Origin of the sequence: Rhodococcus sp. IEGM1339 (genome assembly GCF_050321925.1) — a bacterium.
Classification (GTDB): Bacteria; Actinomycetota; Actinomycetes; order Mycobacteriales; family Mycobacteriaceae; genus Rhodococcus; species Rhodococcus pyridinivorans.
The window spans coordinates 511073-524512 of sequence record NZ_JBNQFT010000001.1; the positions used below are offsets into that span (position 1 = coordinate 511073).

The window sequence follows — 13440 nt, forward strand, 5'->3', positions numbered from 1 at the left end:
TGGCTGCACGGTCCACTACTGTCGCCTCCATGACCGAGAACAACAGACTCGCCCCCGGTGATCCCGCACCCGATTTCACCCTTCCCGATGCCGACGGCAACGAGGTGTCGCTGTCGGATTATCGCGGACGCAAGGTCATCGTGTACTTCTACCCCGCCGCGAGCACCCCGGGATGCACGAAGCAGGCGTGCGACTTCCGCGACAGTCTCGCCGAGCTGAACGAGGCGGGCCTCGAGGTGATCGGCATCTCGCCCGACAAGCCTGCCAAGCTCGCGAAGTTCCGCGACGCCGAACAGCTGACCTTCCCGCTGCTGTCGGATCCCGAGAAGATCACCCTCCAGGCATGGGGTGCCTTCGGCGAGAAGAAGATGTACGGCAAGACCGTCACCGGCGTCATCCGCTCGACCTTCCTCGTCGACGAGGACGGGAAGATCGAGGTCGCGCAGTACAACGTCCGCGCGACCGGGCACGTGGCGAAGCTGCGCCGCGACCTGTCCGTCTGACGCCCGGGTGCCCGGCCGGCAGCGTTACCGCGGCGCCAGCGAGGTCAGCAGCAGCGCCTCGGCTACGGCGAGAGTCTCGATCTCGGTGGGGTCGACGCTCTCGTTCGGCGCGTGGATGACGCAGCGCGGTTCCTCGACGCCGATCAGGGCGATCTCGGCCCGCGGCACGGCGCGGTGCAGCGCGGTGCACAGCGGGATCGATCCGCCCTGCCCGGCGGTCCCGACCTCCCGGCCGTAGGCGGCCTCGAGCGCCGCGCGCAGTGCGGCGTAACCCGGACCGTCCGTCGCCGCCCGGAAGGGTTCGCCGAGGACGTCGCGGTCGATGCGCAGATGCGCTCCCCACGGCACGTGGGCCTCGAGATGGGCAACGAGCGCGTCCTGGGCGGTGCGGGCGTCGATGCCGGGCGGCACGCGCAGGTTCAGGCGTGCGGACGCGCGTGGCACGACCGCGGCGGCCGATCCGACCATCGGCGGAGCATCGATCCCGAGGACGGTCAGTGCCGGTCGCGCCCACACCGCGTCGGCGACGGTTCCGGAGGTGGGGAGCGAGACACCGTCGAGCACGCCCGCGTCGGCGCGGAAACGGTCTTCGGGATAGGGCACACCGTCCCAGGTCGCGGTGCAGTCCAGTCCGTCGACGACGGTGTTGCCGTGCTCGTCGCGCAGGGTGCCGAGCAGATGGATCAGCGCGGCCAGCGCGTCGGGGGCCGCTCCCCCGTACATCCCGGAGTGGATCTCGCCCTTCAGCGTCTCGATGTGGACGTCGACGTTCGCGATGCCCCGCAGCGTCGTGGTGAGGGTGGGCCGGCCCACCTCGGCGTTGCCGCTGTCGCCGATGACGATGAGATCGGCGTCGAACATCTCGGGTCGTTCGGCGACGAGGTGGTCGAGGCCGGCGCCGCCCATCTCCTCCGAGCCCTCGACGACGATGCGGACACCGACGGGCAGTGGGCCGTCCGCACACAGCGCCCGCAGTGCGAGCAGGTGCATAACGACGTTGCCCTTGCAGTCGGCGGCGCCGCGGCCGTACCAGCGGCCGTCCCGTTCGGTGAGCGTGAAGGGCTCGCTGCGCCAGAGTGATTCGTCGCCGGGCGGCTGAACGTCGTAGTGGCTGTAGAGCAGAACCGTCGGGGCGCCGTCGGGGGCGGGCGTATGTCCGAGTACGGCGAGCGAGCCGTCGGCGGTTTCGATCGTCTCGACGCTCTCGATTCCCGCCTCGGTGAAGGCATCCCGCACCCAGTTCGCTGCACCGACGCATTCCTCCACCGGGAACTGGCGCGGATCCGCGACGGAACGGAACGCGACGAGCCGCGCGAGATCGTCGCGCGCAGCCGGCATCGCCTCCCGGATCCGCTCGCGGATGCGCTGCGTCGCGTCGGTGTCTGTCGCTGTCATGATCCGTCCTCCGCACGTCGGATGAGTACGTCGATTCCGTCCAGCAATCGTTCGAGACCGAAACGGAAGTCCTGCTCGTGCCATACTGCCTCGTCGTCGGCGTCGCTCCCGTCGGGGTCGAACGCGCCGCCCTCGACCGCCGCCAGCACCGAGGGGTACTTCTCGGGATCGAGGATGCGCCGCAGCATCGCCAGGGTGTCGGACGGGTCGTCCGCGACATCGGTTCCGAGTTCCCACGAGAAGCGTGCGCGACCGATGGCGTAGAGCGAGATCATCATCACCACCTGCACCTTCGCAGGTTCGTCGAGTGGGGTGGCGGACAGCGCGCCGAGTCCCGCGTCGAGCCAGAGCAGGTTGTTGGGATAGTACGGCGCCGTGCGGATCGGGTACTGCGTCAGCCACTTGTGCGCGCGCAGACTCCGGTACTCGGCCATCGCCCATGCCTCGAGCCGTTCCCGCCAGTCGCCTCCGACCGGTAGCTCGGGGGGCGACCCGATGGCGCGGTCCCACGCGAGTTCGACGAGCTGGTCCTTGTTGCTCACGTAGCGGTACAGCGACATGGTGGTGAAACCCAGTTGCTTGGCCACCCGGCTCATCGAGAGCGCTTCGAGCCCTTCGGCGCCCGCCACCTCGATCGCCGCACTGACCTGTGGCTGCCCGGTTTGTGACACTCTGACTCACAACAAGTATTCGGGAAAGCACGGACGTCCGGCTAGCCTGGGCGCGTGGAGTCAGCAACGAACGGCCGCCGCGCCCCGCGCCGGATCGATCCGGCGCTCGAGGTTCAGGCCGAGCCCCAGGAGCTCGTGCCGCGTCGGCGGCCCACCCAGGAACGGAGCCGCCGCAAGTTCGACGCCCTGTTGGCCGCCTCGCGTGAACTGCTCACCGAGGTCGGCTTCGAGTCGTTCACCTGTGAGGAGGTCGCGTCCCGCGCCGACGTCCCCATCGGCACGCTCTACCAGTTCTTCGCCAACAAGTACGTGATCGTGTGCGAGCTCAACCGGCAGGACCTCGTCGGCGTCCAGAGCGAACTCGCCCAGTTCAACGGCAAGATCCCGTCCGTCGACTGGTTGCGCTTCCTCAACAGCTTCGTCGACCACCTCGCCGGACTGTGGACCACCGATCCGTCCCGCCGCGAGGTGTGGCTCGCGATGCAGTCCACCCCGTCCACCCGGGCCACCGGCGCCATCCACGAACGCGAGTTCGCCGAGCAGGTCGCGCGGATGCTGGCACCGCTCACCCCGGACACCCCGCGACCGCGCCGGAAGCTCATGGCCGAGGTGCTCGTCCACATCGTGTACTCGATGCTCAACTTCTCGGTGCAGGACGACCAGACCCACGCCGACGCCGTCGTCGAACTCAAGCGCATCATGGTCGCCTACCTGCAGATCGCCGAACAGGACTCACGCGCTCAGGCCAAGCGACGCCAACGCCGCGAGGAACGCGAGGAATCCGCACGCGGACAGGCCGGCCGGCAGGACACCGAAACGGATCAGGCCGAGGAAGCCAGCGCTCCCTCGGCCTGAGTCCCCACATCTACGTACGCCGGCCGTCGACCTCGTCGAGAACGACGAACGCGCCGGCCATGTCACCGTCGTGGGTCAACGACACATGGATCCGGACGCCGGTCAGCTTCTCGGCGACCTGCCGGTGCAGCCGGATGCTCGGGCGACCCCACGCGTCCGAGACCACTTCGATCTGCTGATGGATCGTCTCCGGTAGCACCGGTGGGCTGCCGAACAGCGACGCCGACCACGCCTTGATCACCGCCTCCTTCGCCGCCCATCGGGCGGCGAAGTGCCGGGCGGGATCGGAGCTGCGGGTGTTCGCGTCGCGACGCTCACCCGGTGTGAAGTTCGCCAGCATCGTCGTTCCCGTCCGACCCAGCTGTTCCGCGAACTCCGGCACCGACACGAGGTCGAACCCGACACCCGCAACTCCCATCCCGAGACCCGTGCCTACTTGCAGCCGGGCAGACCGGAGCGGTACACGTCGTCCTCACCGAGGCGAGCCTCCGGCGAGAGCAGCATGTCCGCCTCGAGCTGACGCGTGGCCGAAGCCGGCACGTGATCGTCACCGAGACGACGATCCGCGGGCCGCTGGTAGAGCGACGCTCCACCGGTCATCGCGTCCACCAGGCGACGCTTGCCGGCGACGGTGCGCTCGGCCGCCTTCGCCAGGTAGACCTCCCGGCGCTCCGCCGGGATCGCCTCGACGAACGCCTGCGGATGGACCACCGCGATCAGACCCGACACGTGCCCGAAGCCGAGGCTCGTGAGCAGACCCGCCTTGAGCGGGAGCTGCTCGCCGAACCGGATCGGCGTGCGCGGCCACACCAGGTGCTCGAACTCCGCCATCTTCTCGTCGACACAGTCGAGGCTGCGGTTCGGCGGAACCACACCCTGCGCGAGGACCTGGCACAGGCCGATCAGCTGGAAGGCGGCGGCGCCACCCTTGGCGTGACCGGTCAGCGACTTCTGCGAAACCACGAACATCGGGTTGCCCTCGCTGCGGCCCAGCGCACCGGCCAGACGCTCGTGCAGCTCGGCCTCGTTCGGGTCGTTCGCGGCGGTCGAGGTGTCGTGCTTGGAGATCACCGCGATGTCGTCGGCCGTGAGACCGAGCTTGCGCAGTTCCTTCGCGAGACCCGACTCGCGTCCACCGCGACCCGCACCGAGCGCACCGATGCCGGGCGCCGGGATCGAGGTGTGCACACCGTCGGCGAACGATCCGGCCCAGGCGACCACACCGAGCACCGGCAGGCCCATCTCGAGCGCGACATCGCCGCGGGCGAGCAGGATCGTGCCGCCACCGGCCGACTCGACGAATCCACCGCGACGACGGTCGTTGGCGCGGGAGAAGCGACGATCGCTGATGCCCTTGGCCTGCATGTCCTCCGACTTGGCGGTCGCGGACATGTCACCGAAGCCGACGATGCCCTCGATACCGAGATCGTCGAAACCACCGGCGACGACCAGATCGGCCTTGCCGAGCTTGATCTTGTCCACGCCCTCCTCGACGGAGACCGCAGCCGTGGCGCACGCCGCGACCGGGTGCACCATCGCGCCGTAGCCACCGACGTACGACTGGACGACGTGCGCGGCGATGACGTTCGGCAGGGCCTCCTGCAGGATGTCGTTCGCCCGCGACTCGCCGAGCAACGTGTCGATGTACAGCGACCGCATCGAGGACATGCCACCCATGCCGGTGCCCTGCGTGTTGGCGACCATCGACGGGTGCACCCAGCGCAGCAGCTCGGACGGGGTGAAGCCACCGGTGAGGAAGGCATCGACCGTGGTGACGATGTTCCACAGACCCACCCGGTCCACCGAGTCCGCCATGTCGGCGGGGATGCCCCACTTGGTGACGTCGAAGCCGGTCGGGATCTGGCCACCGACCGTGCGGGTCAGCTTCGCCTTGCGCGGCACGCGGATCTCGGTGCCTGCCTTGCGGGTGACCGTCCAGTCGCCCGACTCGGCGTCGACCGACGCGACCGTGTTCTCCGGATCGGAGTCGACAAACGCGCGGGCCTCCGCCTCGGAACCGACGACGAAGGACAGGTCCTTGTCGAGGAAGACCGAGGTCAGCAGCGGAGCCGTGTTGTCGATCATCGCACCGTCGTCGCCGTAGCGGCGGATGCCGCAACGCTCGACCACCGCGTCGTGGTAGCGGTCGGCAATCTCCGCCTCGGGTACCAGCTCACCGGTCTCGGTGTCGTAGAAGCCCGGCTTGGGATCGTTCTCCCAGCCGATCAGGCCCGTGACCCACGCCAGCTCGAGCACACCGGCGGCCGACAGTTCCTCGTCGACCTCCATCTCGAAGCGGGTGCGAGCGGAGCCGTAGGGGCCGAGCTCGCCGGCACCGACGATGACGACCGTGTCGGCGAGGTCGGCGGTGACCGTGCCCCACTCGGGGGTCGGCAGCTCCTCGGCGCGCGGAGGCTCGGGCAGCGCCGCGATGGTCGCGGTGCCGTCCTCGTCGGCCTCGACGGCGTCGGCCGCCTCCTGCGCCTGCTTCGCGAGCGCCGGCAGGTCGACGTCCACCTCGGACAGTCCACCGGTCAGGTCCGCGACGAGCGGAGCCTCGGCAGCGAGACGCGTGGCCTCCGGTCCGACCAGCTTCAGCAGCTCGTCGGCCATCTCGTCCGTCGACCAGGTGCGGACACCGGCAGCCTCGACAGCCTCGACCAGCGGGTCGTTGCCGCCCATCAGGCCCGTGCCGCGCACCCAGCCGATGAGGGCGTGGGCGAGGGTGACGCGCTCGGCCCAGGTGCGCTCGGCGCTCCAGCGGTTGATGACCGCGTCGAGTGCGGCTTTGGCCTCACCGTAGGCACCGTCGCCACCGAACTTGCCGCGGTTCGGCGAACCGGGCAGCACGACGTGCAGGTGGGTGTCGACGTCGCGGTCGTACCCGATCTTCGACAGTCCGGCGATCAGTCGCTCGACCGACCACAGCAGCACCCGCATCTCCATCTCGGCCCGCGCACCGGCGTCGGCGAGCGAGCCCGCCACGCGCGGCGCGGCGAACGGGAAGAGCAGCGTCGGGGTGAGCGCGTCCTTGATGAGCTTCTTCGCACCACCGGCGACCTCGACGGTCTCGGTGCCGATCCACTCGATCAGGGCGTCGACGTCGCTGTAGGACGCCATGTTCGCGGGAACCACCCACAGCGCGGCGCCGGCACGAGCGTTGCGTGCGTACAGCTCCTTGTAGAAGCCCAGGCGGCTGTCGTTCAGCGAGGACGTGGTGACGACGACCGTCGCACCGCCCGCGAGCAGCTTCGCGGCGACGGCTGCGCCGATACCGCCCTTGCTGGCGCCGGTGACCACGGCGACCTCGTCCGCGTACTCGGCACCCTCGGTGACGACGGCGGTCTCGGCGATCGCCGCGTAGGTCTGCGCGAGCTCCGTACGGCCGGCCTCGGTGGCCTTGCGGCCCCAGAACTCGGCGTGCGCAGCCACGGTCCGACCCGCACCGATGAAGCGTTCGACGTCGAAGCTGTTCGAATCCCCCGTCGCTCCGCTCGCCCCTTCCCCGAGCCAGACGCGGGCCAGGTCCTCACGGGCGGTGGCCCAGCGGTCGTCGATCAGGACGGCCTTGCGCTCGTCGAAGGCCGGAGCGACCAGACGCGGCCAGTCGGAGCCGAGCTCCGCGGAGACCAGGTCGACGAGTTCGTCGTCGGCCTTGTCGGCCAGGCCCGAGACCTGCTCGGTGTGGCCGAGCTGCTCGAGCACGAGACGTGCGGCACTGGCGAGAACCCCGTCGCGGCCGGTGATCTGCTCGGCGAACTCGCCGAGGGCAGCGGCGTCGACCGTCGCTCCCCCGCCGCCACCGGCGGACGGCATCGACACGGCGATTCCGCGACGCGAGGCCACCGACTGCACGGCGGCGTCGATCAGCTTGTCGACCGAAGCGGCATCCGCGAGGGCACCATCGGTCAGGCCCCCCAGGTCGCCGCCGCGGACGGACGAACCGTCGCGGCTGCCGAGAGCAGCTTCGGCGGTGACGTGCGACGCCCAGCCCTCGCCCAGACCCCACACCTTGGCGACGCGGTCGGCGACGTAGGCGGGACGCTTGCCCGACGGACCGAACACCTTGCGCAGGTGATCGTTGATCGAGTCCGACAGCACCGGGCCGAAGGGGCGGTAGGTGCGGGCGAGACGGTCGACCGTGCCGGCGAGGGCACCCATGTCGGCGTCGGCGGCACCGTCGATCGCGCCGAGCGAGAGCTCGGAACCGAGGTCGACGAGCAGCTGGTTGCGACGCGAGGACACGCCGTCGCACAGCGCCTCGATCGTGTCGGCGGGGCCGATCTGATCCGGGCGCAGCTTCGTCCACAGGGCGATGAGCACCTTGGTGGCGTCGGCGGCCTTGAACGCGATGTCGTCCGGGGTCGGGCCACCGACCGGCGCAGCGGGAGCCGCGGCGGGTGTCGGGGCCGCAGCAGCGGCGGCGGGAGCGGACTCGGCGGCCGGCTCGTCGTCCTCGACCGGAGCGGGATCGGTGTCGGTCGAGTACACGATCGACGCCTCGCGCTCGATGTTGAGCACCTCGACGGGCTGACCGAAACGACCGGGCAGCTTCAGCGTCTGCGACGCGAGGTTCGCGACGGTGGGCGCGCCACCGAGGCCTACCTCGACGAACCGCTCGACACCGAGACCACCGTCGGTCTCGTCGGCGAACAGCAGATCCTGGGTCTCGATCCAGCGCACCGGCGACGCGAACTGCCAGGCCAGCAACTCGGCGAGCACCACGCGGGTGAGCTCGACCGGCTTGGCCGACCAGCTGTCGAAATCCGCGAGGACGTCGGCGAGCGGCTGCGACGGCACCAGGTCGGCGATCTCCTGGATGAACTCGCGACCCAGGTTGAACGGCTTGGGCACGAGGTTCGGGATGTACCGGCCGATGAGGATGTTCGGGTCGATCTCCTGCGGCAGCAGGGCGAGCAGACGTTCACGGAAGTCGTCGACACCGCCGCGCAGCACGGTCGAGTGGAACGGCACATCGATGCCCGGGACGAGGATGAACGCGCGCTTGCCACCGAACTCGGCGACCTTGCGCTCGATCACGGACTCGAGGGCTTCGAGGCCGGCGACCGTACCGGCGATCGCGTACTGCGAACCGCGCAGGTTGAGGTTGACGATCTCCAGGAATTCCCCGGTCTCCTCGGCGACACCGGCGACGAAGGCCTGCAAATCCGCGTCGTCCACACCGAACTGCGACGGCCGGATCGCGGCCATGCGGTAGTTCGAGCGGCCGTGCTCGTCGCGCGGCACGAGAGCGTGCATCGCGGAGCCACGCTGGAAGACCACCTCGAGGACGGCCTCGAGCGGCAGCACACCGGCGACCGCGGCGAGCGCGTTGTACTCGCCCACCGAGTGACCGGCCAGGAAGGCGTCGTCGACGAACGCACCGGCCTCCTCGAGCTCAGCGATCTGCGCGACACCGAGGGTCGCCATCGCGACCTGCGTGAACTGGGTCAGGTGCAGCACGCCGTCGGGGTGCTTGTGGGTGACACCGCGGGCCTTGAGGACCGTCGGGTTGTCGCGGACCACGGCCAGGATCGAGAAGCCGAGCGCCTCGCGGGTGTGCTTGTCGGCGCGCTCCCAGATCTCGCGGGCGGCCTTCGAGCGGGCACGGGCGTCGAGGCCCATGCCGGGACGCTGGATGCCCTGGCCCGGGAACGCGTAGACGGTCTTCGGCGCGGCGATACGGCCGGTCGCGACCATCACCAGATCACCGTCGACGCGGCAGCCGACCTCGACGACCTCGGCACCACCGTCGGTGGCGATGCGGTCGACGCGCACGTCGATCTTCGCACCCGGACGGACCATGCCCAGGAAGCGAGTGGTCCATGCCGTCAGGCGACGGACCGGCAGCTTCGCGTCCTGCTCGATCGCGGTGACGACCTGCTGGGCCGCAGCCGACAGCCACATGCCGTGGACGATCGGGCTTCCGAGACCGGCGAGCAGCGCGGCGTTGTCGGAGGTGTGGATCGGGTTGTGGTCGCCGGAGACCTTCGCGAAGGCGCTCATGTCGGTCGGCGCGACGATCACGGCATCGCGGCGGCGGCGACGCGGCGTGTCGGTGACGGCCTCGGTGAGAGCGCCACCGGCGCGAACCGGATCGGCGAGATCGGCGGTGCCGGTGCGGCCGCGGATCGCGAACCGCTCGGCCAGGGTGGCGACCACCCGGTCGCCCGAGCCGTCACCGCTGTCGGCGGTGATGACCACGTCGACCTCGACGACGCGACCCAGGTCGGTGTCGGAGACACCGGTGACCTCGGCCTTGACGCCCAGGAAGGCGGGATCGGTCGGCAGACCGTTCTTGACGTCGATCGCGTGGTCCAGGTGGACCAGGTCGAGCATGCCCTCGATGACCGACAGGTCGGTCTCGGTGCGGGCGGCGCCCAGCGCGGCGAAGACGGCGGGCCAGCAGGCACCCACGAGCACATCGGGCACACCGTTGCCGCTCGGCGTCAGGGTGGCGGGCAGACCCGAACCGGTGACACCGGCGTGGTCGGCGATCTTCTCCGGCAGCCAGCCGAGAGTGATACGGGCAGCGCCCTTCCTGACCTCGGGCAGTTCCTGACCGGCGGCGACACCGAGCAGAGCGGACATCGACGCATCGGCGTCGGCCTCGGTGACGACAGGCGCGCCACCGGAGACGACCGAGGCGGGCACGGTCAGGCGGATCTCGACGGCCTTGTCGCGCACCAGCGGAACCCGCAGGCCGACGTGCTCGTCGTCGAGGATCCTCAGGGTCGCACCCGTCGGGGCGTGCGAGGCAGCGGTCTCCGACTCGACGGTCCACTCGTCCAGATCACCGAGACGGTGGATCGGGTTGCGGGTCTGGCGACCCGCCCACGAGACGTCCGGCGAGGACAGCACGGCGTCGAGCAGACCCGGCGCGATGTCGCGGTGACGACGCGCGGCGAGCTCCACCGGCTCCGCGCCCTCGGCGACGAGCTCGTCGGCCGTGGCCTTCTCGAAACGGTCGAGGAGTTCACCGACCGGCTCGTCGACACGGGTGATGCCGGCAACGGCGACGGTGCCGGGGATCACGCACACCTGGTCGGCGGAGTAACGCGGATCGTGGGCCTGCCACAGCGAATCCGAACGCCACCAGCGACGCACGTCCTGGTCGACGACCGGAACGAAGTTGACGGGCTTGCCGGGGGTGCGGCACAGCGACACGAAGAACGGCACGTCGGCGGGATGCAGCACGACGTCACCCGCGTCGGGATACTGCGCGAGCAGCGACTTGATCGCGGCGTACGGGCGCTCGAGCACCGCGTCGTCGTCGAACAACGTCGGGATCGGGCCCCGGCAGACGGGATGCAGGCGGGCCTCGGCGCGCTGCAGCATGTCGCGGAAACGCTCACGCCACGACACGTCCAGCCACGGGCTGGTGTGCGCCTCGGCGAGGACGTCCGCCAGATCGGTGCCGCAGTCGAACTCGGCACCGTTGTCCGCGCCGACCGCCAGCTCGAGGTAGCGCTCGAGCCACTGCAGGTAGGTCATGGTGTCGAGGTCGCCGAAGTACGGCTTCGCCGTTCCGTTCAGCGCATCGACGATCTCGGCTCGGCGCGCGGCCACGGCGTCGGCATCACCGGCGACCTCGTCGAGGAGGCGGCCCGTGCGCGATGCGGCGTTGTCGATCTCGTGGATGTCGGCGCCGAGCTGGCTGCGACCGGAGGCCATACCGCCGGTCGCGGTGCCGGCGGCAACCCAGTCGGGAGTGCCGGGGGTGTCGACGAGCAGCTGCTTGACCTCGGGAGCCGTGGTGGCCTCGAGGGTCGCCATCGCGGCGGTACCGACGAGGATGCCGTCGAGCGGCATCGCCGGGAAACCGTAGACGGTCGACCAGCGACCGGTCAGGTACTCGGCAGCCTTCTCCGGCGTGCCGATCCCACCGCCGACGCACAGCACCAAGTTCGGGCGCGTGCGCAGCTCGGCGTAGGTGTCGAGGAGCAGATCGTCGAGGTCCTCCCACGAATGGTGACCACCGGCGCGGCCGCCCTCGATGTGGGCGATGACCGGATAGTCCGGGACCTCGTTGGCGATACGGATCACCGAACGGATCTGCGCCACCGTGCCCGGCTTGAAGGCGACGTGCTCGATGCCGGCCTCACGCAGGTCGGAGATGATCTGCACGGCCTCGTCGAGCTCCGGGATACCGGCGGTGACGACGACACCGTCGAAGGGCGCACCGGCCGCGCGGGCCTTGGGTACGAGGCGCTTGCCGCCCACGTGCAGCTTCCACAGGTAGGGGTCCAGGAACATCGAGTTGAACTGGACGGCGCGGCCCGGCTCGAGCAGCTCGGTGAGCTCGGCGACGTGGTCGGCGAAGATCTGCTCGGTGACCTGACCGCCACCGGCGAGCTCGGCCCAGTGACCGGCGTTCGCGGCCGCGGCGACGATCTTCGGATCGACGGTCGTGGGGGTCATGCCCGCGAGCAGGATCGGCGAGCGGCCCGTCAGGCGGGTGAAGGCCGTCTCGACGGCGATACGGCCGTCGGGCAACGCGACCGGCTTCGGAGCGAACTCCGACCAGGCACGCGGAACCTCGGGCTCGGCGCCCGGGGTGAGGAGATTGCGCTGACCGCCGCGGGTCGCGGCGGCGATGATGCCGACGCCCTGACCGCGCAGGCCCGAGCTGGTCATGCGGGTGAGGAGCTCGCCCGGACCGAGGTCGAGGATCCACGAGGCACCGGACGCGACGGCGGAGTCGACCTGCTCGACCCAGTCGATCGGGGCGACGAGGATGGCCTGCGCGAGGCTGCGCGCGAGCTCGGAGTCGAGCTCGCAGCGGGCGGCCCAGTCGGCGACCTGCTCCACGGCATCCGCGAAGGCGGGGTGATGGAAGCCGACCTCGGCCGCGACGGGCTCGAAGGTCGGGGAGAACACGGCGCCACCGCGCTTCTTGGCCTCGCGCTCACGGGTCTCCGCGGCGGAGATCTGCTCGCAGCGTTGCTGCACGCGCTCGAGAGCGGCGGGCGGGCCCGACAGCACGACGCGACGACGGGCGTTGCGGATCGCGACGACGGCGCTGCGCTCGGGGTCCTGGCCCTCGAAGACCTCGGCGACGATCGCGCGCAGGCGCTCGGAGTCGACGTTGGCGACGGCGAGCATCGGGTACTTGCCGGCGCCGGAGATCAGGCCGCGGCGGCGACCGACGAGGGTCGCGGCGGCACCGATGAGCTGGGCGATCGCGAGGATTTCGGCGTCCTTGCGGCCGGCGGCGGCGACGGACTCGACGGCGAGGACGCCCTGCGAGTGGCCGATAACCGCGCTCGGTGCGACGGAGTCGACGTCGAGGCCCTGGTTCGCGAGCGCGCGCAGCGCGGCGACCTGGGTGAGGAAGACGCCGGGCAGCGACACGGCGGCAGAGGTGAGAGCTGCTTCGGAGGGGCCGGCGGGCGCGTCGTCCTCGTCGGCGAGTTCGGCCTCGAGGATCCACGCGACGGGGTCGAAGCCCGTCGGGCGGACCACGACGAGGTCGCTCGCGACCGGGGCGAGGTGCGCGGTGGCGCGGTTGACCAGGTCGGTGAGGACCGGTTCGAGTCCGTTGTCGCGGCTGAGCTCCTCGAGCGAGGTGAGCCAGGGGGCACCCTGGCCGCCGAAGGCGAGCGCGTAGGGCTCACCCGCGAGGAGCTTGTCGACCAGGGCACGGGCCGGAGCGGCTGCCGTGGACCGATCGGTGGTGCGTCGTGATGCCTTCGAGTTCCGTCCGTTGTCGCCTGGTGTGATCTCGTCGATCGTCACGCGTGTGGTTCCTCTCCTGAACACCCCGGCGTCGAGGCTTCGTGTGTCAGCGCTGCGCGCCGGTGTGCTGCTGGACTAGTGGTCCGCTGTTCGGGCACGCCCAGGTTCGCACAAAATCATGAGGGGTTCCTCATGTTTTGTTTCGCGGAGTTTGTCCAGCACCACCCCTGCCAGTGATCCCCCTCACAAGACCACTCGAAAGTAACTGGTCGGTAACCCGAATCACTCCTGGCTGCGCCGATGCGTGGACGTCCACGAACCCGAGGAATCCCTCACGT

6 protein-coding genes are annotated in these 13440 nt (G+C 70.2%); 2 read left to right on the forward strand and 4 right to left on the reverse strand.

Annotated elements, in window-relative coordinates:
• The first annotated feature begins 29 nt into the window (after nucleotides 1–29).
• Nucleotides 30–503 (forward strand): thioredoxin-dependent thiol peroxidase, encoded by a 474-nt coding sequence (bcp, locus tag ACQR3U_RS02460; RefSeq protein ID WP_230809598.1) that lies wholly within the window; start codon nucleotides 30–32, stop codon nucleotides 501–503.
• A gap of 24 nt (nucleotides 504–527) precedes the next feature.
• Here the strand turns inward: bcp and ACQR3U_RS02465 are convergent, their stop codons facing one another.
• On the reverse strand, nucleotides 528–1898 hold the full coding sequence (locus ACQR3U_RS02465; protein ID WP_019289001.1) for a dipeptidase: 1371 nt from the start codon (nucleotides 1896–1898) through the stop codon (nucleotides 528–530).
• Complete coding sequence (locus ACQR3U_RS02470; RefSeq protein WP_230809599.1) at nucleotides 1895–2569, reverse strand: TetR/AcrR family transcriptional regulator; 675 nt, start codon at nucleotides 2567–2569, stop codon at nucleotides 1895–1897. Before ACQR3U_RS02470 ends, ACQR3U_RS02465 begins: the two co-directional genes overlap by 4 nt.
• A 54-nt stretch (nucleotides 2570–2623) precedes the next feature.
• Between ACQR3U_RS02470 and ACQR3U_RS02475 the strand changes: the two genes are divergently transcribed.
• The gene (locus tag ACQR3U_RS02475; protein ID WP_006554758.1) at nucleotides 2624–3424 is read left to right on the forward strand and encodes a TetR family transcriptional regulator; all 801 of its coding nucleotides are present in this window, start codon (nucleotides 2624–2626) and stop codon (nucleotides 3422–3424) included.
• A gap of 10 nt (nucleotides 3425–3434) precedes the next feature.
• On the opposite strand, the gene acpS is transcribed toward ACQR3U_RS02475, so the two are convergent.
• Nucleotides 3435–3842: a holo-ACP synthase AcpS gene (gene acpS / locus ACQR3U_RS02480; protein WP_006554757.1), complete on the reverse strand. Its 408-nt coding sequence runs from the start codon at nucleotides 3840–3842 to the stop codon at nucleotides 3435–3437.
• A 14-nt stretch (nucleotides 3843–3856) separates the two neighbouring features.
• Entirely contained in the window at nucleotides 3857–13162 is a 9306-nt protein-coding gene (locus ACQR3U_RS02485; protein WP_230809600.1) for a type I polyketide synthase, read from the reverse strand.
• Between the last annotated feature and the right edge of the window lie 278 nt (nucleotides 13163–13440).

Excerpts from the sequence above, each read along its gene's own strand:
- ACQR3U_RS02465 (WP_019289001.1), bottom strand. The coding sequence starts at position 1,898 with ATGACAGCGACAGACACCGACGCGACGCAGCGCATCCGCGAGCGGATC.
- acpS (WP_006554757.1), bottom strand. The coding sequence starts at position 3,842 with ATGGGAGTTGCGGGTGTCGGGTTCGACCTCGTGTCGGTGCCGGAGTTC.
- bcp (WP_230809598.1), top strand. The coding sequence starts at position 30 with ATGACCGAGAACAACAGACTCGCCCCCGGTGATCCCGCACCCGATTTC.